This window comes from Streptomyces sp. NPDC031670 (assembly GCF_055580545.1).
Window position 1 is genome coordinate 114,260 of the sequence record NZ_JBVILC010000019.1, and the last position, 24,703, is coordinate 138,962.

The window sequence follows — 24,703 nt, forward strand, 5'->3', positions numbered from 1 at the left end:
CGACGATGACGTCTTCGAAGCCTTCCCGGCGCGAGCGCGCCGCGGCCCTGCCCGATGAGCTGCGGGAAGCCCTGCGCCAGCGGCTGGCCGGACGCGCCGCGCCCAGCGGTCTCCCCCGCGCCGACCGCGACCGGCCGCTGCCCCTCTCCTTCGCCCAGCAGCGGCTGTGGTTCCTCGACCGGCTGCGCCCCGGTGACGCCCGTTACAACAGCGCGGTCGCGGTCCGCCTCACCGGCCCCCTGGAGCGGGTCGCTCTGGAAAGCGCGCTGGCCGTGGTCGTGGAACGGCACGAGGCGCTGCGCACCACCTTCGACGAGACCGACGGCCGCCCCGTGCAGCGCGTGCACCCGGCTGCCCCGGTGCCGCTGCCGGTCCGGGACGTTCCGGCCGGGGAGGTGGAGGCGGCTCTGCTCGACGCGTACTCCGCCCCCTTCGATCTGGAGGCGGGCCCTCTGCTGCGGGCATCGCTCCTGCGGGAAGCGTCCGACACGCACGTGCTGCTGCTGACGGCACATCACATCATCACCGACGGCTGGTCGATGGGCATCGTCCTCGACGAACTGTGCACCGCTTACGCGGCGCTGGCCCGGGGGAGCGCGCCGGAGCTGCCCCCGGTGCCGGCCCAGTACCCGGACTTCGCCGTCTGGCAGCGCGAGCAGCTCTCCGGGGAGCGGCTGCAGCGCCACCTCGCCCACTGGAAGGAGCGGCTGGCAGGCGCGATCGCCCCCGCACTCCCGCTGGACCGCCCCCGGCGCGGCGAGGAGGCCGGGGCGGGCGCCGTTCACTCCTTCACCGTCCCCGCCCCCCGCACCCGTGCGCTGCGCGCACTCGCCGGACAGCATCACACCACCCTCCACACCGCCCTGGTCGCCGTCGCCCAGGCGCTCCTGGCCCGCTGGTCCGGGCAGGACGAGAGCACCGTCGGCTCGCTGACCCCGGGCCGCACGCGCACCGACCTGGAGCGCACGGTCGGCTTCTTCGCCAACACCGTGGTGCTGCGCACGCCGGTGGCGCCGGACAGATCCTTCCGGGACCTGCTGGCCCGCACCGCCGAGACCGTCAACGACGCCTTCGCGCACGGCGACGCTCCCTTCGAGCGGATCGTCGAAGCGGTGGGCACGCCCCGCGAGGCGGGCCGCAACCCGCTGTTCGACGTGATGGTCCTGCTCCACCCCGATCCGCCCGCGGTCACGACCGCCCCGCGGGAGCTGGCGCTCACCCCGGTATCCGTGCCCCGTCAGGCGGCCACCTTCGACCTCAGCATCGAGTTCGTCCCCGACGGCGATGCTCTGACCGGGCTGCTGGAGTACCGCAACGATCTGATCGACCCGGACAGCGCCCGCCGCATGGCCGACCAGTTCCTGCACCTGCTGGCCGCGGCGACCGATGCCCCCGACCGGCCGCTCGGCACCCTGCCGCTGCTGTCCGCGGCGAAGGCGCGGCAGATCACCCGCGACTGGAACGCCACCGCCCTGCCCGTCGCCGACGACCTGCACCCGCACCTCTTCGAGGACCGCGCGGCCCGCACCCCCGGCGCCCTCGCCCTGGTGGCGGGGGGTGAACGGCTCGCTTACGGCGCGCTCAACGCCCGCGCCAACCGGCTCGCCCACCACCTCATCGCCCTGGGCGCCGGCCCGGAACGGCTCGTCGCGCTACGGCTGCCGCGCACCGCCGACATGATCGTGGCCATCCTCGCCGTGTGGAAGTCCGGTGCGGGCTATCTGCCGCTGGATCCGGACCTGCCGGAGGAACGTGTCCGCTTCCTGCTCGGCGACGCCCGTCCGGCCCTGGTCCTGGACGCGGCGGCGCTCGCCGCCGTGCCCGAGGGCCTGCCGGACACCAACCCCACCGACGCCGACCGGCTCGCCCCCCTCGACCCGCTGCACCCCGCCTACGTCATCCACACCTCCGGCTCCACCGGCCGCCCCAAGGGCGTCAGTGTGTCCCACCGGGCCGCCGCCCACCTGCTCGCCGCCCACCGCGCCGGGTTCGTCGCCGAGGCGGGCGGCGGACCGCTGCGGGTCGCGCTCACCGCCTCCTTCTCCTTCGACACCTCCCTCGAAGGCGTCCTGCTGCTCGCCGACGGCCACCCGCTGCACCTGGTCGACGAGACCACCCGGATGGACCCGGCCGCGCTGGTGGAGTACGTCGTCGCCCACCGCGTCGACTTCCTCGACCTCACCCCCTCGTACCTGCGCCAACTGCTGCCCGCCGGACTGCTCACCGACCCGCGCCACCGCCCCCGGGTCCTCATGCTCGGCGGCGAGGCCCTCGGTCCCGCTCTCTGGCGCGAGCTGGGCGCCCACCCTGACGTGGCCGCGTACAACTTCTACGGCCCCACCGAGTGCACGGTCGACGCGCTGTCGTGCCGGATCGACGGCACCGGCCGGCCGCTGGTGGGACGCCCGCTGCCCAACACCCGTGCCTACGTCCTGGACGACCGGCTCCAGCCCGTGCCGCCGGGCGTCGGCGGCGAGCTGTACCTGGCGGGCGAGCAGCTCGCCCGGGGGTACGTGCGCCGCCCCGGCCTGACCGCCGCCCGCTTCCTGCCCGACCCCTACGGCCCGCCCGGCACCCGGATGTACCGTACCGGCGACCTGGCCCGCTGGACCGCGGACGGGCGTCTGGACTACCTCGGCCGCGCCGACGACCAGGTGAAGGTGCGCGGTCACCGCATCGAACCCGGCGAGATCGAGGCCGCGCTGCTCGACCTGCCGGGCATCGCGGCCGCCGCGGTCGTCGCGCTGCCGGACGCCCACGGCCACCTGCGGCTGGCCGCCTACGCCGTCCCCGCCCCCGGGGCGTCCGAGCCGGACGCGGGCAGCCTGCGCGCGGCGCTGCGCCGGGTGCTGCCCGACCACATGGTGCCGTCCTCCTTCACGGTGCTGGACGCGCTCCCGCTCACCGTCAGCGGCAAGCTCGACCGCCGGGCCCTGCCCGCCCCGGACCTCGAAGGCGGCGACGCCGCACGGGAGTTCGTCGCCCCGCGCACCTCGCAGGAGGAGGCCCTCGCCGGAATCTGGGCCGAGGTGCTCGGGATACGCAGGGTGGGTGTCACCGACAACTTCTTCGAGCTGGGTGGCGACTCGATCCTGAGCATTCAGGCCGTCTCCCGCGCCCGCGCCGCCGGACTGCATCTGTCCTCGCAGGACGTCTTCCGCCACCAGACGGTCGCCGACCTCGTCGCCGCTGCCGCGCCCCGGTCCGCCCCGGCCGCGCCGTGCCCGCAGCCGGCGGGCCCCGGCCCGCTCACCCCGGTCCAGGAGTGGTTCTTCGCCGCCCACGGTCCGCTGCGCCGCTTCACCATGTCGATGCTCCTGGACCTGCCGCACGCCCTGGACGAGACGGCGCTCGCCCGCGCCCTGGACGAGGTCGTCGCCCACCACCCCGCGCTGCGGTCCCGATTCGTCCGCGAGGGTGACACCTGGCGACAGCACCCCGGCGCCGGTCCCGCCACCGGCCACCTCATCCGCCACGACGGGGCCGACCTGGCCGGAGCCGCCGAAGCCGCCCGCGCGGCGATCGACCCCGCCACGGGCGCCCTGCTACGCGCCGCCCTGCTCCCGGCGGACCAAGGCGCGCGCCCACGCCTGTTCCTGACCGCCCATCACCTCGCGGTCGACAGCGTCTCTTGGCGCGTCCTGCTCGCCGACCTGGAGCAGGCATACCGGCAGGCCGCCGCCGGCGAGGAGATCCGTCTGGAGCCCGAGCACACCCCGTTCGCCGCCTGGGCGCACGGTCTCGCCGCACGGGTCCGGGACGGCGAACTCGACGACGACCTGCCCTACTGGACCGCCGAGGCCACCCGGCCACGCCCCCCGCTCCCGGTCGACCTGCCCGGCATCCCGCTGGCCGGCTCCGTGCGTACCGTAAGCACACGGCTGGACGCCGCCACCACCGAGGCGCTGCTGCGCCGCGTCCCCGGTGTCTACCGCACGCAGATCAACGACGTGCTGCTGAGCGCGCTCGGCCGCACCCTCGCCGACTGGGCGGACGCCCCGCACGTCACCGTCGCGCTGGAGGGCCACGGCCGCGAGGAAGACCTCGTCGAGGGCGCTGATCTGTCGCGCACCGTCGGCTGGTTCACCAGCCAGTACCCCGTCACCCTCACCCCGGTGGGCCCGGCAGCCGCCCCCGACTGGGCCGCCACCTTGAAGTCCGTCAAGGAGCGCCTGCGGGCCGTACCCCGGCGGGGACTGAGCCACGAGGCGCTGGCCCGCCTGGGTTCACCCGCGCCCGCCGTCCGGGCGCTGCGTGAACTCCCGCTGCCCCAGGTGTCCTTCAACTACCACGGACAGTGGACGCCGTCCGCGGGTGGCGACTTCGAGCCCGTCGCCGACGTGCCCCCCGGAGACATCGGCGGCGACGAGCGGATCGCCCATCTCCTCGACGTGTCGGCCGTGGTGAGCGACGGCGCCCTGGAGATCACCTGGCACTACAGCGACCAGGTACACCGCGAGTCCACCGTCCGCGGCCTCGCCGACGCCATGCTGCGGGCGCTGACCGCCGTGACCGAACACTGCGCCCGCCCGGACGCGGGCGGCCGCACTCCCTCCGACTTCCCCCTCGCCCGTCTCGACCAGGCGGCGGTGGACCGGATCGTCGGCGACGGCAGGAAGGTGGAGGACCTGCTGCCCCTCACCCCGCTCCAGGAGGGCATGCTCTTCCACCGGCTGGTCGGCGGCGCGGACGACGTCTACCTCGACCAGGCCGCCCTGCTCATCGAAGGTGTCAGCCACCCCGACGTCTTCGTCACCGCGTGGCAGCGCGTGACCGACCGCACCCCGGCCCTGCGCACCTCCGTCATCTGGCAGGACGTGCCCGTACCGCTCCAGATCGTGCACCGGCACGTCAAGGTGCCCGTCGAGACACTCGACTGGCGCGACTTGGACGCGGGGGAGAGGGCGGCCCGCCTGGAGCGGCTGCGCGCCGACGACCTCGCCCACGGCCTCGACCTGGCCACCGCGCCCCTGATGCGGCTCACCCTCGTCCGGCTGCCCGACGCGCGTCTGCACCTGCTGTGGACCTCCCACCACCTGCTCCTCGACGGCTGGAGCCTGGGCCAGGTCCTGACCGAGGTCATCGCCGAGTACGCGGCCCTGACCGCCGGCGCCGAACCGGCACCGCCCGTGCGCCGGCCCTTCGGTGACTACGTCCGCTGGCTCGCCGGACAGGACTTCGACGCCGCCCGCGCCCATTGGCGCGACGTCCTGGCGGGCTTCGCCACTCCGACACCGCTGCCCGCCGACCGGCCCCGCCCCGCCGGGCACGAGGCACGCTCTGCCGCCGTGCACACCACCGCTCTGTCCGACGAGGTCTCCGCGCGGCTCACCCGCACCGCCCGCACTGCCGGACTCACCCTCGGCACCCTGGTGCAGGGCGCCTGGGCGCTGCTGCTGTCCCGCTACGCCGCCGAGCCGGACGTGCTATTCGGCACCACCGTCTCCGGCCGTCCCGACGACCTGCCGGGCGCCGAGGACATGGTCGGCATGTTCATCAACACCCTGCCCACCCGGGTCCGCGTGGAGAGCGGCCGCAGCGCCGCCGCCTGGCTGCGCGACCTCCAGACGGCGCAGGCCGAGGCGCGCCGCCACGCCGCCGTCTCCCTGGCCGAGCTGACCGCCGTCAGCGACGTGCCGTCCGGCAGCGCCCTCTTCGACAGCATCGTCGCCTTCGAGAACTACCCCTTCGACACCGCGAACACGGCCACCTCCGGGGTGCGGCTCGCCGACGTCTCCTCCCGCGACGCCACCAACTACGCCCTCGTCCTCCGCGCCTACCAGGGAGAGCGGTTCGGCTTCGACCTCGCCTACGACCCCGAACTGTTCGACGCGACCACCGCCGCCGACCTCGCCGGACGGCTGAGCCGGCTCCTCACCGAGCTGGCCGAAGACCTCGAGCGCCCCCTCGCCACGCTCGCCCGGACCACCCCCGAGGAACGACGCCGCATCCTCGCCGAGGCCAACGGCACCGAAGGGGAGCGCCCCACCGAGACCCTGGTGGACCTCTTCGAGGCACAGGCCGCCCGCACCCCGCACGCCATCGCCGTGACCTGCGGCACCGAACACCTCGATTACGCCGCCCTGGACGCCCGCGCCGCCCGGCTGGCCCACCGCCTTGCCGCCCTCGGCGCCCGGCCCGAGCGGTACGTGGCCCTCGCCCTGCCCCGCTCCACCGACCTGGTCGTCGCCGTCCTCGCCGTCCTCAAGACCGGCGCCGCCTACCTGCCCATCGACCCCGCTCTGCCCGCCGAACGCATCACCCGGCTCCTCGCCGACGCCGCCCCCGTCGTCCTCGTCACCACCGCGCCGACGGCCGCGGAGACCGCCGTGCCCGTGCTGCGCCTGGACGACCCCCAAGTCCGCGCCGACCTCGACCGGCGCCCCGCCGACGGCCCGGCCGGACCCGGCCACCGCCCGGAAGCCGAGAGCCCCGCCTACGCCATCTACACCTCCGGCTCCACCGGCCACCCCAAGGGTGTCGTCGTGCCGCACGCCAATGTGGTCCGCCTCTTCAGCCGCACCCGGGACCGGTTCGGCTTCGACCACACCGACGTGTGGACCCTGTTCCACTCCTACGCCTTCGACTTCTCCGTCTGGGAGCTGTGGGGCCCGCTCCTGCACGGCGGCCGGCTCGTCGTCGTCCCCGACGACACCGCCCGCTCCCCGGAGGACTTCCTGCGCCTGCTCGCCGACGAGCGGGTCACCGTCCTCAACCAGACGCCCTCCGCGTTCTATCCGCTGATCCGCGCCGACGCCGAGCACCCCGACGTCGGCGCCCGGCTGGCGCTGCGCATCGTCGTCTTCGGCGGCGAGGCCCTCGATGTGTCCCGGCTCGGCGAGTGGTACCGGCGGCACCCCGACACCGCACCGCGCCTGGTGAACATGTACGGCATCACCGAGACCACCGTGCACGTCACCTACGCCGCACTCGACCGGGCAACGACGGGGGGCGGCGCGGCGAGCCCCATCGGCACCCCCATCCCCGACCTGCGGACCTACGTTCTGGATGACGCGCTGAACCTCGCGCCTCCCGGGGCGATCGGCGAACTCTACGTCGCCGGTGAGGGCCTGGCGCGCGGCTACCTCAACCGGCTCGGCCTGACCGCGACGCGCTTCCTCGCCGACCCCTTCGGCCGCCCGGGCACCCGTATGTACCGCACCGGGGACCGCGCCCGGCGACGGGCCGACGGCACCCTGGAGTACCTGGGCCGCGCCGACCAGCAGGTGAAGATCCGCGGCTACCGCATCGAGCCGGGCGAGATCGAGGCCGCCCTGCACGGCCATCCCCAGGTCGCCGAGGCGGCTGTCGGCGTCTACGAGGACGCCGGCGGCACCCGCCGCCTGGTCGCCCATGTCGTCGGTACCGGCGCGGGCACGCCGTCGGCCGCGGAGCTCCGCTCCCACCTCCAGCGGTCGCTGCCCGCGCACATGGTGCCCGCCGCCTACGTGCCGATGGCGGCGCTGCCGCTCACCCCCAATGGCAAGCTGGACCGGCGAGCCCTGCCGACGCCCGGCCCCGAGGGCTTCGCCGGCGACGGCGAGCGCCGGGAACCGCGCACGCCCGCCGAACGGCTCGTCGCCGCTGCCTGGGCGGACGTCCTCGACGCCGCCGAGATCGGCGCCGATGACGACTTCTTCGCCCTGGGCGGCGACTCCATCCTCGCCGTTCGCGTCGTCTCCCGGCTGCGCGCGGCCTTCGGCGCCGACATCTCGCCGCGGATGCTGTTCACCCATCCGACCCTGTCCGATCTCGCGGCCGCCCTCGGCGACGCGGGCGAAGCACCTGATGCCGCCGCCACGATCCCACCCGCCGACCCCGGCGCCCCGGTGCCGCTCTCCCATGCCCAGCAGCGGCTGTGGTTCCTCGACCGATTCGAGCCGGGCAGCACCGAGTACACCACCCTGGCCGTCCTGCGCCTGAACGGGCACCTCGACGAGGCAGCCCTGCGCACGGCCCTGGACGGCCTCGTGGCGCGCCACGAGGCCTTGCGCACCACGTTCGCCGAACACGACGGCCAGGCACGACAGGTCGTACACCCGGCCACCCCCGTCGACCTGCGCACCCAGGATTGCCCGGACACCGCCGCACTGGACGCCTTGGTGGCGCGCGAGGCCGCCCAGCCGTTCGACCTCGCCGGCGGCCCGCTGCTACGGGCCCGCCTGGCCCGGCTGGCCGGACGGGACGGCGAGGAACACGTCCTGGTGCTTGCCGTGCACCACATCGTCACCGACGGCTGGTCCATGGGCGTCCTCGGCCGCGACCTCGGCGAGCTGTACGCCGCGGCCCTCGAGCGGCGCCCACCCGCCCTTCCCGCCCTGCCGGTGCGGTACACCGACTACGCCGCCTGGCAGCGCACCCGCGGCGCCCAGGCCGAGGCGGACCTCGCCCACTGGCGGTGCGCGCTGGACGGCGTGGCCCCGCTGCATCTGCCCACCGACCGGCCGCGCCCCGCCGTCCGTACCGGCGACGGCGCACTGGTCACCTTCACCCTGCCCGCCACGCTCACCGACCGGCTGCGCGCCCGGGGCCGTGAGGCCGACGCCACGCTGTTCACCACGTTGCTGACCGCCTGCCAGGTCCTGCTGGCCCGCTGGACCGGCCAGCAGGACGTCACGGTCGGCACGATCACCGCCGGGCGGGAGAACCCCGAACTCCACGATGTGGTCGGCATGTTCGTCAACACCCTGGTCCTGCGGGCCCGGGTCCGCCCGGAGCTGCCCTTCCGCGACCTGCTGAGCGAGGTGCGCACCACCGTGCTGGAGGCCGTGGCCCACCAGGAGGTGCCCTTCGAACGGGTCGTGGACGCCGTCCAGCCCGAGCGCGACACCAGCCGCACGCCGCTGTTCCAGGTGATGGTCGCGCTGCACAACCTGGGGAACGAGGTACCGGCGCTGCCAGGGCTGGAGGTGACGGCGGTGACCCCGCCGGTCCGGCACGCCACCTTCGACCTCGCCTTCGATTTCGTCGAGGACGGCGAAGGTCTCACCGGATATCTGGAGTACAGCACGGGCCTGTTCGACCGCTCCACCGTCGAGCTCCTGGCCGAGCGGTTGCGCATCTTGCTGGAGGCCGTCGCCGACGATCCGGAGCGCGCTGTCGGCGCGCTGGCGCTGATGACGGGGAGCGAGCGGCAGCAGCTCCTGCGGCTCGGCCAGGGCCGGCCGCTGCCCACGGCCGCCACCACCTTCCCCGCCCTGTTCGAGGAGCAGGCCGCCCGGACGCCGCACCTGACCGCACTGGTCGCGCCCAACACCACCCTGGACTTCGCCACCCTCAACGAGCGCGCCAACCGGCTCGCCCACCATCTCATCGCCCAGGGCGCCGGACCCGAGAGCGTGGTCGCCGTACGCCTGCCACGGACCTCCGCCGTGCTGGTGGCGCTGCTCGCGGTCGTCAAGGCGGGCGCCGCGTTCCTCTTCCTCGACCCGCGCCTGCCCGAGGAACGGGTCCGCCTCCTGCTGGACGACGCCCGGCCGCGGACCCTGCTCACCGAGGACACTCTGCGCGCGGCGGCCGAGAGCGACCTGCCCGCCCACGACCCCACCGACGCCGACCGCACCGGCCCCCTGCGGCCCGAGAACACCGCCTATGTCGTCTACACCTCGGGTTCCACCGGCCGCCCCAAGGGCGTCGCCGTCGAACACCGCCAGCTGGTCAATCTCTGCCACGACCACCGCGAGGCCCTCGTCGCACCCCACACCGCCGACGGCACCCGGCTGCGGGCGGCGCTCAGCGCGTCCTTCGCCTTCGACACCTCCTGGGAAGGGCCGCTGCTGCTCGCCCTCGGCCAGCAGGTCCACCTGATCGACGATGACACGCGGCTGGACCCCGCGGCGTTCTGCGCCCGCGTGGCCGCCGACCGCCTGGACCTGGTGAACGTGACGCCGACGTTCCTGCGGGAGCTCCTGGCCGCCGGGCTCCTCACTCCCGGCCGGCACCATCCCGGGCTGCTGCTCGTGGGCGGCGAGGCCGTTCCCACCGGGCTGTGGCGTGACCTGGCCGCGGCACACGAGGCACTTGGCGTCACCGTCCTGAACATGTACGGCCCCACCGAGTGTGCCGTCGACTCCGTCTACGGCGCCGTCACCGCCCGCGCCGGGCGTCCCGTCATCGGCCGGCCCGGCGGCGGACTGAGCGCCTACGTTCTGGACGGCGCCCTGCGCGCGGTACCGACAGGGACGCCCGGCGAGCTGTACCTGGGCGGCGCCCAGGTCGCCCGCGGCTATCTGCACCGGCCGGGACCGACCGCCACCCGCTTCCTGCCGGATCCGTTCGGCGCGCCCGGAACGAGGATGTACCGCACCGGCGACCGGGTCCGCTGGGACGGGGCCGGAGTGCTGGAGTTCCTCGGCCGCGCCGACGACCAGGTCAAGATCCGGGGCTTTCGCATCGAACCCGGCGAGATCGAGGCCGCTCTGCTCGCCCTGCCGGACATCGCCGACGCCGCCGTCACCCCCCGCGAACACGCCGGGCGTACGATGCTGGTCGCCTATGTGGTGGCCGCCACCGCCACCCCGCCCTCGCCGGACGACTTGCGGGTGCGGCTGCGCCGCACCCTGCCCGACCATATGGTGCCCGCCGCATTCGTCACGCTGGAGCGCCTGCCGCGCACGGCAGGCGGCAAGACCGACCGCCGTGCCCTGCCCGACCCGCCCGCCCAGCCCGAGGGCGGCACGCCCTACGTCGCCCCCCGGCCCGGAACCGAAGAGGCACTCGCCGCCATATGGAGCGATGTCCTGGGCGTCGAGCGGGTCGGCGCCCGCGACAACTTCTTCGCCCTCGGCGGCGACTCCATCCTCAGCATCCAGATCGTCTCCCGCGCCCGGCAGGCCGGATTCGCCCTCAGTGCCAAGGACGTCTTCCGGCACCAGACCATTGCCGAACTCGCCCTGAGCGCCACCGAGTCCACTCCTGTACCCGCCGCCGACGAGGAGCCCACCGGTCTCCTTCCGCTCACCCCCATCCAGCAGTGGTACCTGCAGGGACGACGGCCGGGCGGCCCGCTGCGCTTCACCATGACCCAGCGCTTCGCCCTGCGCGCGGCCACCGACGACGCGGCCCTGGGGCGGGCCGTCGACGCGGTCGTCGCCCGGCACCCGGCGCTGCGCACCCGCTTCGTCCACACCGGTTCCGGCTGGCAGCAGGAGGTCCTGCCCGCCGCGCCGGCCGCCGTCCTCAGCCGCCACGACCTGACGGGGCTCGACGACGCGGCCGCCGAGACGCGGGCGCACCGGCTCACGGAGCGCGCCCAGAGCGGACTTGACCCGGCCGATGGCCGCGTCGTGCGCTGCCTGCTCCTGGACCTCGGACCGGACCGGCCCGCCCAACTCGTCGTCACCGTGCACCACCTGGCGGTCGACGGGGTCTCCTGGCGTGTGCTGTCGGCCGACCTCGCCGACGCCTACCGGTCCGCTTCGGCCGGGCGCGCCGTGGAGCTGCCGCCCGCCGGAACCTCCGGTGCCCGCTGGGCGGCACGGCTCGCCGAACACACGCGCTCCGGCGGCTTCGACCCCGACCTCGAACACTGGCTGCGCACCGCCCAGGCCCCGGCTGATCTGCCCGCCGGACGCCCGGGCCCCAACACGTACGCCACCGCGGCCACGGTCACCGTCGCCCTGGACACGGAGACCACCGACGCCCTGCTGCGCCGGGTGCCTGAGGTGTACCGCACTCAGGTCAACGACGTGCTGCTCAGCGCCCTGGGACACACCCTCGCCGAGTGGTGCGGGCGCGATACGGTTCTGGTCGGGGTGGAAGGACACGGCCGCGAGGACCTCTTCGACGACGTCGACCTGTCCCGGGCGGTCGGCTGGTTCACCGCCGAGTTCCCGCTCGCGTTGCGTGTCGATCCCCGTGCCGACTGGCGTGAGACCCTGCGCTCGGTCAAGGAACAGCTCCGTGCCGTCCCCGTACGCGGCGTCAGCTACGGCGCCCTGCGCCACCTTCTGCCGCACAGCCCCCTGGCAGGTGCTCCCGCACCGCAGATCGGCTTCAACTACCACGGCCAGTGGGACGCGGGCGGCGCGACCGACGACGGACCCTTCACCGCCGTGCTCGCCCCCACCGGCAGTGACACCGACCCGGACGCCCCGCGCCCCTACGTCCTGGACGTCACCGGCGTCGTCCAGGACGGGCGGCTGGAGCTGGGCTGGACCTATCCGGCGGCCGTCCACGACGAGGCGACCGTCCGGGCTCTGGCCGACCGTATGCTCGCGGCCCTGCGGGACGTCGTGGAGCACTGCGCGCTGCCCGGCGCGGGCGGCCGCACCCCGTCCGACTTCCCGCTCGCCGCTCTGGGGCAGGAGTTGCTCGACCGGCTGGTGGGCGACGGCCGGCACGTCGAGGACGTCCTGCCCCTCACCCCGCTCCAGTCCGGCATGCTGTTCCACGGCCTGATGGACACCGAGGGCGCCTACTTCGACCGGATCGCGGTAGAGCTGCACGGGGTCGCCGATCCGCGGGCGTTCGCCCGCGCCTGGCAGCAGGTCGTGGACCGCACCCCGGCGCTGCGCACCAGCGTCCACTGGCGTCACCTGCCGCAGCCCGTGCAGGTCGTCCACCGGCACGTCGAGCTGCCCGTGTGCCACCTGGACTGGCGCGAGGTGAGTGCCGCCGAGCGCGCGGCGCGCACAGAGGAGCTGATCGCACAGGACCGCGCGGCGGGCATGGAACTGACCGCCGCGCCGCTCACCCGGCTCACCCTGGCCGCGCTGCCTGGCGATGCCGTGCTGCTGCTGTGGTCCAGCCACCACATCGCCCTGGACGGCTGGAGCACGGGCCAGCTCCTGACCGAGGTGTGCGACCACTACGCGGCGCTCACCGGCGGTCCGGACCCGGCGCCCGTGGCGCGCCGCCCCTTCGCGGACTTCGTACGCTGGCTGCGCGAGCAGGACGAGGGGGCCGCCGAACGCCACTGGGGCGAGGTGCTCGCCGGGTTCACCACCCGCACCCCGCTGCCCTACGACCGCAGCCCCGATGAGGCGCACCGGGCCCGCGCCACCGCGCAGGTCAGCCACGCGCTGGACGAGCGGGTCTCCGGGCGGCTGCGCGAGCGCGCGGCCCGTGCCGGGCTGACCGTCAATACGCTGGTCCAGGGTGCCTGGGCGCTGGTGCTGGCCCGGGGAGCCGGATGCGAGGACGTGGTGTTCGGCACCACGGTCTCCGGCCGTCCGGCCGAACTGCCCGGCGTGGAGGGCATGATCGGCATGTTCATCAACACCGTGCCCACCCGGGTCAGGCTGTCCGGTGGGGGAGTGCTGGCCTGGCTGCGCGGCCTGCAGGAGGCCCAGACCGAGTCCCGCCGCTTCGACCACCTCGCACTGCCCCGTATCCAGGCCCAGAGTGCCGTACGGTCCGGGGAGGCGCTGTTCGACAGCATGGTGGTCTTCGAGAACTACCCGGTCGACGAGTCGGCCACCGCCCGCACCGGGGTGCGGGTCGCCGAGGTGCGGGCCGATGACGCCCCCACGTTCGCCTGGTGCCTGCGTGCCCACCTCGCCGAACGCCTCGGCTTCGACCTGGCCTACGATCCGGCGCTCTTCGACGCCGTCACCGTCGAACGCGCCGTGGACCGCCTTGCCGGGGTACTCACCGCGTTCGCCGACGCACTGGAGGGCGAGGTAGCCGCTCTGGACGGGCTGGCCCCGGCCGATCGTGACCTGTTGGCGCAGTGGCGCCTGCCGGCCCGTACGACACCGCCGCGCAGCCCTGTCGCCCTGTTCGCCGAGCAGGCCCGCCGCACCCCGGACGCCGTCGCCGTACGCGACGGCGACGAGGAGCTGACGTACAGGCAACTCGCCTCCTGGGCCCAGCGCGTGGCCGCCCGGCTGGTTGACGGCGGCCTCACGCCCGAGGGGCGGGTGGCGCTGGTGATGGACCGCTCCACCGACCTCGTCGTCGCCCAGCTCGCCGTCCTCGCGGCGGGCGGCGTCTATGTGCCGGTCGACACGCGGGCCCCCGAGGAGCGCCGCCGGACCCTGCTCGCCCTGGCCGGCGCCACGGTCCAGCTCACCGCCGCCGACGTGGCCGCCGCCCGCAGCGGTGCAGAGGGCGGCCCGCTGGCACCCGTCGACCCCGACCGGCTCGCCTACATCATGTTCACCTCCGGCTCCACCGGCCGCCCCAAGCCGGTTGCCGTACGCCACCGCGACGTGGCGGCGCTGGCCACCGACAGCCGGTTCGCCGACGGGGTCTGCGACCGGGTGTTGCTGCACTCCCCGGTGGCCTTCGACGCGGCCACTTTCGAGGTATGGGCGCCCCTGCTCAACGGAGGCAGCGTCGTCGTCGCCCCCGAGGGCACGGTCGACGCGCCCCTGGTGCGCCGACTCGCCGGTGACGGGCGGCTGACCGCGCTGTGGCTGACCGCCGGGCTGTTCCGGCTGCTCGCCCAGGACGCGCCGGACTGCTTCGCCGGACTGCGGCAGGTGTGGACAGGCGGCGACGTGGTCCCGTCCGCCGCCGTCCGTCGCGTCCTGGCCGCCTGTCCAGGGCTCGCGGTCGTCGACGGCTACGGCCCCACCGAGGCCACCACCTTCGCCACGTCCCACGCGCTGACCGACCCCGCGGCCGTGCCCGACACCGTGCCCATCGGCCGGCCCCTGGACACCATGTACGTCCACGTCCTGGACGCCCGGCTGCGACCGGTGCCCCCGGGCAGCGCGGGCGAGCTGTATCTGGCCGGGGAGGGCGTCGCACGCGGCTATCTGGGCCGCCCCGGCGACACCGCCGCCCGCTTCCTCGCCGACCCCGCGGGCCCGCCCGGCAGCCGCATGTACCGCACCGGCGATCTGGCACGACGGCGCCCCGACGGCACCGTGGAGTTCCTCGGCCGCGCCGACGACCAAGTCAAGATCCGCGGCTTCCGAGTAGAGCCCGGCGAGGTCGAGGCCGTTCTGGCCGCCCACCCCGGCGTCGCGGACGTGGCCGTGCTGGCCCGTGAGGACCAGCCTGGTGTCAAACGCCTGGTCGCCTACGTCGTCGGCGAGGCCGGACGGGATCCGTCGAAGCTGCGGGAGTTCGCCGGCCGTACCCTTCCCGACTACCTCGTGCCCACCGACGTCGTATCGCTCGAGGCCCTGCCGCTGAGCGCCAACGGCAAGGTCGACCGCGCCGGCCTCCCCGCGCCCGCGGCCGTCACCACACGGGGCCGGACCGAACCCCGCACGCCTGCCGAAGTCCGCGCCGCCGAGGCCTTCGCCCAGGTGCTCGGCAGCGAACCGCTCGGCGCGGACGACGACTTCTTCGCCCTCGGCGGCGACTCCATCCTCAGCATCCGGCTCGCCGCCCGCCTCTCCGATGCCTTCGGCGCCGACCTCACGCCCCGGGACATCTTCACGCGCCCCACCCCGGCAGGGATCGCCGGGCTCCTGGCCGAACGTCGCCGTCCCGCCGCCGCGGCCATCGTCCCCGTCGCCCGCGACGGCGCGTCCCCGATGTCGTATGCGCAGCAACGCCTCTGGTTCCTGGAGGAGTTCGCGCCCGGCGGCAGCGAGTACGTCACCGCGCTCGCCCTGCGCCTGCGCGGCCGCCTGGACACCGAGGCGCTCACCCAGGCCCTGAACGGCCTGGTGGCACGGCACGAGTCGCTGCGCACCACCTTCGAGAGCGTCGACGGCCAAGGCATACAGGTCGTCCACCCTGCCCGTCCGGTGCCGCTGCCGCCCCACGACCTGACGCCGCTGCCGCCCGCGGAGCGCGAACCCGCCCTGCACGCCCTGCTCACCGAGGAACGCGAGCGCCCCTTCGACCTGCGTGAGGGGCCGCTGCTGCGCACCCGCCTGGTGCGGCTCGCCGACGACGTGCACGTGCTGGCCCTCACCCTGCACCACATCATCACCGACGGCTGGTCCACCTCGGTCCTCGTCGGCGACCTCGCCCACCTCTACCGCGCCGCTCTGGGCGCCGAGAGCGGCGAACTGCCCGCCCTGCCTGTCCAGTACGCCGACTACGCCCACTGGCAGCGCACCGCGGGAGCAGCGGACGCCGAGGAGCAACTCGCCTACTGGAAGGGGCACCTGTCCGGCGTAGCGCCCCTGGAGCTGCCCACCGACCGGCCCCGCCCCGCGGTGCGCACCAGCAACGGCGCCAGCACCCGCTTGGTCGTGCCCGCCGACACCGCCGAGCGGCTCAACCGGCTCGCCCGGGCGAACGGCACCACTTTGTTCACCACGCTTGTCGCCGCCGTCCAGGCATACCTGGCACGGCTGTCCGGCCAGCGGGACATCACCGTCGGCACCGTCACCTCCGGGCGCGACCGGGCGGAGACCCAGGGGCTCATCGGCTTCTTCGTCAACACTCTGGTGCTGCGTTCGCGGATGGAGGACGGCCTGCCGTTCACCGACTTCCTGACCGGCGTTCGGCGCACCGTCCTGGACGCCTTCGCCCACCAGGACGTGCCCTTCGAGCGGGTCGTGGACGAGGTGCAGCCGGTCCGGGACACCAGCCGCAGCCCGCTGTTCCAGGCCATGGTCGTCCTGCAGAACACCCCGGCCGTCGGCCTTGACCTGCCCGGCCTGGATGTCAGTGACGTCGAGACCGACTCGCGGCAGTCGGCGTTCGACCTCACCTTCGAATTCGCCGAGACGCCGGAAGGCCGACTGCACGCTCTGCTCACCTACAACACCGACCTGTTCGACCAGGCCACCGCCGACCGGATAGCCGCCGGGCTCGCCACCCTGCTCACCGGCGTCGCCGAGGACCCCGCACGTCCCCTCGGCGCCCTGCCCCTGACCTCGGCCGAGGAAGCCCACACCCTGCTGGAGCAGGGCAGGGACAGTCGCAACCCCGCGCTTGCCGAGGCGACACTGCCGGCGCTCTTCGCCCGGCAAGTGGCCAGGACGCCCGACGCAGTCGCCCTGGACGACGGCGACCGCGAGCTGACCTACGCCGCACTGGAGAAGGCTGCCAACCGCTTCGCCCACCGGCTCGTCCGCGACGGCGTCGGGCCCGAGCGGGTGGTCGCCCTCGCCCTGCCGCGGTCGGCCGCCATGGTGGTGGCCCAGCTCGCTGTGGCCAAGGCAGGCGGCGCCTACCTGCCCGTGGACCCCGACTACCCGCACCGACGCAGAGAGTTCATGATCCGCGACGCGGGCGCCTACCGTACCGTTACCGACCCGGCCGAGGTCTGGAACGGCGACGGACCCGACACCGCCCCCACCGACGATGACCGCACGGCCCCGCTCACCCCCGCCCACCTGGCCTACGTCATCTACACCTCCGGCTCCACCGGCACCCCCAAGGGGGTCGCGGTCACCCACCGGGGCCTCGCCTCCTTCGCCGCGGCGGCGGCCGAACGCTACGCCGCGGGCCCCGGCGACCGTGTTCTCCAGTTCGCCTCGCCCAGCTTCGACGCCTCCGTCCTGGAGCTGTGCACCGCCCTGCTCAGCGGAGCCACCCTGGTCACCGGAGAGGAGGGCCCGCTGGTGGGGGAGCGGCTGAGCCAGGTGCTCGCCGAGCGGCGCATCAGCCACACCCTGATCCCCCCGGCCGCGCTCGCCACCCTCGCGCCCGAAACGGCCTCCGACCTGCCCGGCCTGCGCACCCTGATCGTGGGAGCCGAGGCCTGCCCCGCCGAGCTTGTCGCGACCTGGGCCCCCGGCCGCCGGATGATCAACTCCTACGGTCCGACCGAGGCCACCGTCGTCGCGAGCTGGACCGACCCGCTCACCCCGGGCCCGGCCGCGCCCCCCATCGGCCGCCCCTCGGGCGCCACCCGCCTGTACGTCCTGGACACCGCCCTGCGCCCGGTGCCGACCGGCGTCACCGGTGAACTGTACGTCTGCGGTCCCGGCCTGGCCCGCGGCTACCTGGGCCGTCCCGGGCTGACCGCGCAGCGCTTCCTGCCCGACCCGTACGGGGCGCCGGGAGATCGCATGTACCGCACCGGCGACCTGGCGCGCTGGAGCGCGGACGGTCAACTCGTCTACGCGGGGCGCGTGGACAACCAGGTCAAGCTGCACGGCTTCCGTATCGAGCCGGCCGAGATAGAGAGCGCCCTGCGCCGCAGCCCCCTGGTACGGGACGCGGTGGTGATCGTACGCACGGACGTGGCACCGCCCGCCGACAGTGCGACGACCGCTCCCGCACGCCTCGTCGCCTACGTCGTCCCGCGGCAAGCCCCCGACGAGGACACAGCCGGACATCTCCCGGGCGAGGAGCTGCGCGCGCACCTGGGCGGCCTGCTGCCGCCCCACATGGTGCCCTCCCTCTTCGTGCCACTGCGGCAACTGCCGCTCACCCCGAACGGCAAACTCGATCGCCAGGCCCTGCCGGCCCCCGGGCCCACCCGGCCCGGCGGACGGGCGCACATCCCGCCGCGCACCGACACCGAGCGCCGCGTCGCCCGGATATGGTCCGACGTGCTGGGCGTCGCCGACATCGGGGTCGACGACAACTTCTTCGCCCTGGGCGGCGACTCCATCCTGAGCATGCAGGTCGTCTCCCGCCTGCGCCGTGACGGCCTCCACCTGGCCACCCGCGACCTGTTCACCCACCAGACGCTCGGTGCGCTGGCCGACGTCGTCCGCGCGGCCCCGCAGCGGCAAGCCGACGGCCCCGTGACCGGCGACGTACCCCTCACCCCCATCCAGGAGTGGTTCCTCACCACGCCGCGCGCCGCCCACCACCACTTCAACCAGTCGGCGCTGCTCGAACTCGACGGCGCCCCCGACCCCGACGCCCTCGACACCGCCCTGAACGCCCTGCTGGACCACCACGACGCCCTGCGCATGCGCTTCACTCACGACGGCGACGGCTGGCACCAGTTCAACCCGCCGCCCGCCGGGCGCGAGCGGGCGGACTACGGCATCCTGGTCCGGCATGACCTGGACGGGCTGTCCGCCGAGGACGCGGACGCGGTCATGGAGAAGACAGCGGACGAACTGCATGCCGGCTTCGACCTGGCCCGAGGCCCGCAACTGCGGGCGGCCCTGTTCACCGGCGGTTCCCAGCGCCCCGCGTACCTGCTGCTGGTAGCCCACCACCTGGTCGTCGACGCCGTGTCCTGGCGCATCCTCAGCGACGACCTGGAGCGCGCCTACCGGCAGGCTCTCCAGGGCGGGACCGTTGACCTGGGGGAGCGCGGCACCAGCTTCCGGGACTGGTCCCACGCCCTCGCCGCACATGTCGCCGAGGGCGGCCTCGACCACCAACTGCCGTACTGGGAGGGAGTGGTACAGGCCGAGCCCGCCCCGGCGCGGACCGACGACGGACCCATCGCGGTGATCGGCGTCGAACTCGACGAGCAGGACACGGAGGCCCTGCTGCGGGCGGCCCCCACCGCCTACCGCACCCGCATCAACGACGTGTTGCTCGCCGCCCTCGCCCTCGCCCTCGCCCGCTGGACCGGCCAGGACCGGGTCCGCCTCGACCTGGAGGGGCACGGCCGCGAGGACCTGCTCGACGGCGTGGACCTGTCCCGTACGGTCGGCTGGTTCACCAGCGTCCACCCCGTCGCCCTGCGGGTCACCGATCCCGGTCGGTTCGGCCCGGAACGCGACTGGCGGGGGCTGGTGAAGGAGGTACGCCGCCAACTGCGCGCCGTACCCGGCAACGGTATCGGCTTCGGCGCCCTGCGCACGTTCGGTCCGCCCCAGGTCCGCGAGCGCCTGGGCGGCAGCGCCCACGGGCAGGTGGTGTTCAACTACCTCGGCCAGTGGGACGCCCACCCGGAGGCCGCCGGCAGCGGCCTGATCCGCACCCAGCACGGTTCCTTCGGACAGGACCACGACCCCCGCGACGGCGGCTCCCACCCCCTGGAGGTGGTCGGCGCCGTCCAGAACGGACGGCTCGCCTTCACGTGGCACCACCGTCCGTCCCTGCACGACACCGCGACGGTGCGCCGGGTGGCCGAGGAGTTCGCCGAGGCGCTGCGCCACATCGCCCGCCACGCCCGAGGAGGCAGGTGAGCCTCGCACCCCCACGCCTCACGGCGACTCACGGGACCGGCGGACACGTCCTGCGGCCCCTACGGGCCCCACCCGCCCCTACCCGCCCCGCATACCCCAGCCGCCACCCACCGGCATCGAACGAATCAAGGAGACAAAGAGAGATGGACGAGAACACCCGCTACCAGGTGCTGCGCAACGACGAGGAGCAGTACTCTCTGTGGCCGTTGGACGTGGAGGTCCCCGCAGGATGGCAGCCTGTCGGTAAGGAGGGCACCGAGGCCGAGTGCACCTCCTACGTCGACGAGGTCTGGACCGACATGCGTCCCCGCAGCCTGCGCGAGCGCATGGAGAACGCCGAGGCCTGACAGTTCCGGACGGTGGGGGACCGCCCGGGCGGTCCCCCACCTCCTGGCTGGCCCTCCCAGCACTGACTGCTACGACAGCCTGGCGCCCTACCGTATCGAGTCCACACCCAGGAGCAGCCTGTGACCCCCGAACTGCACACCGATCGCCTACTCTTCCGCCCCTACCGGCCCGAGGACGAGGACCACTTCGTGACCCTGCTCCGCGACGAGGAGGTGTGCCGGTGGATGGGGCAGGACCTGGTGCCCGAGCCCGAGATCCGGGCCTTGTTCCGCTCGATCCTGAACGAGGTCTACCCGCGGGGGCTGTTCGACGTGTGGGGCCTGTGGCTGGGGGGGCTCTACGTCGGGCACGCCGAGGTGAAGAAGACGGGCAACGTTCCCGGACACGAGCTGGTCACCGCACTGATCCCCGAATACTGGGGCCGGGGCCTGGGCAGGGAGATCGTCACCGGGCTGCTGGTGCACGCGGCCGACAACCTGGGTCTGACTGAGGCGTGGGGCATGGTGGGCGCGGAGAACACCGCCAGCCTCACGATGTGCGAGCGGCTCGGCTTCCGGCACGTTCGCGATGTCGTCGGCGACGACGGAACGGTGACGAAAATGTTGGTCGTGCCCACGGTCAGAGGCGCGCAACCTCAGCTGTTGTAGTCATCGCGGCGGGCCCGGTGCACGCTGCGCCGGGTCCGGCACCGCTGGCCGGGCATCTGGCAGATCGACCCGGACTGGGGCGGCTTCGTGCCGGTGAGCCCCGGCTTCCGATCCTGGTACACCGATTGGCTGGTTAACGCACCCGCCGTGCTCATCCGGTCACCTCGCCCCAAATCGAGTAAACCGTAATGGCAACAAGCCGAGCTTGAGCAAGATTCAGCGGCAGGGAGGAAGATCGACTGTCATAGGACAACAGCGGGCACAGGCGTCGCCGACCGACACCGGCCGCCCTTGCTGTCCCGCCTCAGTCGATCGGGTCCCGGTCTCACATGATTTGGTCCGATTCGCCCGGTGTCTCAGTCGACGTGGTCCGTCGGGTCCGGTCCCCCCAGTCTCAATGGAGCTGGCGGAGCCTCACCTGTCTCAGCCGGCAGCTGGGGACAGCCGATCAGATCCTCGCGCGCCCGAGAACACGCCGTTGCACAGGTAGCCCCGGCGCCGCGGGCCGACATCACGGCTGGTTCGGTCGCCGTCCGACGATCCGGCGCGATCCAGGCATGGGCGCCATCCCCGCAGCAAGCGCCGCCCAGACCGGCAGGCCGTGCAGGCGCCACCGCTCGTAGCTCTCGTCGATGTATTCACCTGGCTGAGCCTTGACTCTGTTCAACTCACACAAGAGCCAGTCTCGATCGAGACGGCCTGTCCATGTGTAACCGAGTTCAGCGCACATACCTGGCAAGGCACTCGCCGCCCTGCGCCGTTCTGAGCGCAGTCCGCTCCGATGAAGTTCGGCGACCACAACGAAGACCACCAGTGGTCGGCACAGCCTGGAGTGCCCAGTGCCCGACCCTACCGATTCGGCGGGCGGTCGGTGGGACGGGGGAGTTGTGGGGCGTGGGCCGGTGCCCAGGGTGCGGCATGGCCCCGGTCCCGGGACAAGGGGCGGGGGCCGCTGCCAGGACGTGGCCGACCGGCGCCGCGCGGCCCTCGCCGGCCCATCCGCTCATCGCCTGTCAGGCGCCCAGCGGCCTCCTAGAGCCCGCCCTTGGCCTGCTCGCCCTTCGCCTCGGCAACGAACGGGCACCATCGCCTGCTCCCAGCCGAAACTGGCGGGCCTGACCATGTCAGCCCGGTTCCGTCAGGACGTGGGCGGCGTCGGACAGACCGCGCCTGGATGTGAGCGGCCGTCCCTTGCGCCTGCCTCGAGGCCCCACTCCTTTGCACCGGTGTCCTGTGCGGCCAAAGGCCGGTCTCGGGCCCGCGTTGCCGTGCGTGTTGCACCGCCGTCCGGTGCCAGGAACAAGGCGAAGGCCCCGGGCTCTACGGCGTCCCGGGGCCTCCACTTCGCTGACCTCCCCGCTCAACGACGAGCCGGGCAACCTGTCACGCCCAGTCCACCCCCAGCTGCGCGAGGGCGGCGAGCTGGTCGGCGGTGAGCTTGTCCCGCCGGGACTTGGTGTTGGAGACCCGCACGCCCCGTTTCACCACCACCGGCTTCGCCTCGCCCTGGACCGCAACCTCCTCCCTGCGGGCGCGCGGTACCGGCCGGTCCGCACCTTCCCGCTCCACCCACTGCGCGAGGAGGCGCAAGTGGACTGGGGCGACGAGGGCAAGATCCTCGCCCATGTCGGGATCCCGAAGGTCTACTCGTTCGACATGGTCTTGGTTGGAGCCAGTTACGCCGCGCGCGGTGGCGGTTTCCCGTTGGGTCGGCGTCGGGCGGGTGGTGCCGCTCATAGCTGCGTGTCCTTCCCTGCCCGCACCATGACGGACAGACCGCCCGGCAATCCAGGGCGTACCGTGCTGACCAGCCATGGTCGGGCCTGTGGTCGGCCTTCCGCAGCGTGTGGTCGGTGCCGTGGTCGGGCCAGGCGATCGGCTCCCTGGGGCCTTCTCTCAAGCGGCCTTTGGGGTCGCCGGTTTCCCTGGCGTAGGCCTATGAGTCGACCGTAGCCGGGTCGAGGGAGTCGACGTCCTCCATGAAGGACAGCATTCGGGCGTTGACCACGTCCGGGTGGTCGATCTGCGGGCCGTGTCCGGTCGCGGTGATGATCTCGGCGCGGGCTCCGCGGACGAGGCGGGGTATGCGTTCCAGCTGCCGCTTGGGGTGCACGAGCAGGCTGTGCTTGCCCATGATGACGTAGAGCGGGGTGCGGATGGACCGCAGCGCCTCCTCGGGCAGCGGCAGCGGTGCGGGGCGGCGGATCCGGTACGCGCGAGCGCCGAGCTGGATCCACTTGCGCATCTCGGGGATGGCGATGACCGGCTGGTCCAGCCACTTGGCGAGCCGGGGACGCAGCGCTTTCGGGGCGAAGGTGGCGAACAGGCTCACGAAGACCCAGGCGAAGAAGCGCAGGCCCACTTTCTCCAGGCCGCCGGGGTCGAGGGCGGTGACCGAGGCGAGCCGTCCGGACCGCTGGTGGGCTTGGTTGAGGACGAGCCAGCCGCCGTAGGAGGAGCCGACGAGGTGGACCCGGTCGAGGGCGAGCGCGTCGAGGGCCTCGTCCATCCACTGCGCGGCGCGCTCGGGCTGCCACATGGGCTCGCGGTGGACGCTGCGGTTCGCGTCGCCTGGGGTGTCGAGAGCGTAGACAGGGCGGTCGAGGCTGAGCCCAGGGGTGTTGGGGTACCACATTGCCGAGCTGTAGCCAGCCCCGTGGATCAGGACGATCGGGGTCCGGGCCTCGGCGGCGGGGTCCGCGGGCCCGTACCGGTAGACGTGGGTGGTGCCGAAGCTCGTCTCGACGTCCGTTTCGGAGCGGGCGGGTGCCCCCATCGCGTACAGCACGTCGGCGGCGGCGAAGTAGCGGTCGCGCAGGGCGTCGTTGACGTAGCGGCCGACATCGCGGCGTGCGCGGGCGGTGTTCTTGGGCACGGCGGCACCTCCTGTGAAGATCCGTTCTTCGTGGTACGACCGTACCACCAGTGTGGTACATCGGTATTATGAAGGGGTTCGGGCCGCGGAGCACGGACCCACCATCGACGGGCGGAGAGACGGGACCATGCCGAAACGTGTGGATCACGAGGAGCGGCGTGCCCAGATCGCCGAGGCGCTCATCCAGGTCGCGGGGCGGCGGGGGCTGCACGCCGTCGGCATGCGCGACGTGGCCGCAGAGGCCGGTGTGTCGCTCCGGCTAGTGCAGTACTACTTCGAGACCAAGGAGAAGCTGCTCTTCTACGGCCTGCGGCACCTGACCGATCGCTTCACCGCGAGGGTGGGTGCCCGCCTGGCCGCCGCCGGACCCGATCCGGGCCCGCGCGCCATGGTGGAGGCGCTGCTGCTGGCCTCGCTGCCGACCGACGAGGAGAGCCGTACATTCCACCTGCTGTACAGCTCCTACGCCATCCTGTCGGTGACCGATGAGGCGCTGGCGGCCCAGCCCTTCATCGACAACCCCGACGCCGCGGAGAACGCCTTGACCGGGCTTCTCGAGCAGGCCCAGGAAGCCGGTCTGGCCGACTCTGACGCCCACGCGCGCACCGAGGCGATCAGCCTGCTCGCGATGGCAGCGACTATGGGCACCAGTGTCCTCGTCGGCCAGCGGAGTCCGGAGTCGGCCATCGCCATACTTCAGCATCACCTGGACCGGATCTTCTCGCCCGCCCGCACGTGAACGGGACCCCAAGGTAAGGTGCCGCTGGGCCAGAGCGCACGGCTGACCTTGCTGGTGTGATGTCGTTGAGGGTGAGGCCGGTTTCCTTTACCGGCTCTAACAAAAGTGGTTTGATCATGTGACTGTCGGCTTGATCGCTCGTTGATGTGGTCATGGGGAAGCGTCAGTCGAAGCCGTGGATCGTGTC

Annotated in this window: 6 protein-coding genes; 4 read left to right on the forward strand and 2 right to left on the reverse strand. The window is 73.5% G+C overall.

Going from position 1 to position 24,703, the window contains the following annotated elements; all coding sequences use genetic code 11:
- The first annotated feature begins 5 nt into the window (after positions 1 to 5).
- The 3 genes from ACZ5ID_RS29065 to ACZ5ID_RS29075 all read left to right on the forward strand — a co-directional run bounded on the left by ACZ5ID_RS29065 (position 6) and on the right by ACZ5ID_RS29075 (position 20,902).
- Positions 6 to 19,907, forward strand: a complete 19,902-nt coding sequence (locus ACZ5ID_RS29065) for a non-ribosomal peptide synthase/polyketide synthase (RefSeq protein ID WP_468903677.1) — start codon at positions 6 to 8, stop codon at positions 19,905 to 19,907.
- 143 nt (positions 19,908 to 20,050) lie between these two features.
- Complete coding sequence (locus tag ACZ5ID_RS29070; protein ID WP_468903679.1) at positions 20,051 to 20,254, forward strand: MbtH family protein; 204 nt, start codon at positions 20,051 to 20,053, stop codon at positions 20,252 to 20,254.
- Positions 20,255 to 20,374: 120 nt separating this feature from the next.
- Positions 20,375 to 20,902, forward strand: a complete 528-nt coding sequence (locus ACZ5ID_RS29075) for a GNAT family N-acetyltransferase (protein ID WP_468903681.1) — start codon at positions 20,375 to 20,377, stop codon at positions 20,900 to 20,902.
- A 1,383-nt stretch (positions 20,903 to 22,285) separates the two neighbouring features.
- Here the strand turns inward: ACZ5ID_RS29075 and ACZ5ID_RS29080 are convergent.
- Together ACZ5ID_RS29080 and ACZ5ID_RS29085 are read right to left on the reverse strand one after the other, a co-directional pair.
- Positions 22,286 to 22,528 carry a hypothetical protein gene (locus ACZ5ID_RS29080; RefSeq protein WP_468903684.1) on the reverse strand — a complete coding sequence of 81 codons (243 nt, stop codon included), beginning with the start codon at positions 22,526 to 22,528 and terminating at the stop codon, positions 22,286 to 22,288.
- Between the two features lie 310 nt (positions 22,529 to 22,838).
- Positions 22,839 to 23,777, reverse strand: a complete 939-nt coding sequence (locus tag ACZ5ID_RS29085) for an alpha/beta fold hydrolase (protein WP_468903686.1) — start codon at positions 23,775 to 23,777, stop codon at positions 22,839 to 22,841.
- A 127-nt stretch (positions 23,778 to 23,904) separates the two neighbouring features.
- On the opposite strand from ACZ5ID_RS29085, the gene ACZ5ID_RS29090 reads away from it, so the two are divergent.
- On the forward strand, positions 23,905 to 24,516 hold the full coding sequence (locus ACZ5ID_RS29090) for a TetR/AcrR family transcriptional regulator (RefSeq protein WP_468903688.1): 612 nt from the start codon (positions 23,905 to 23,907) through the stop codon (positions 24,514 to 24,516).
- Positions 24,517 to 24,703 lie beyond the last annotated feature (187 nt).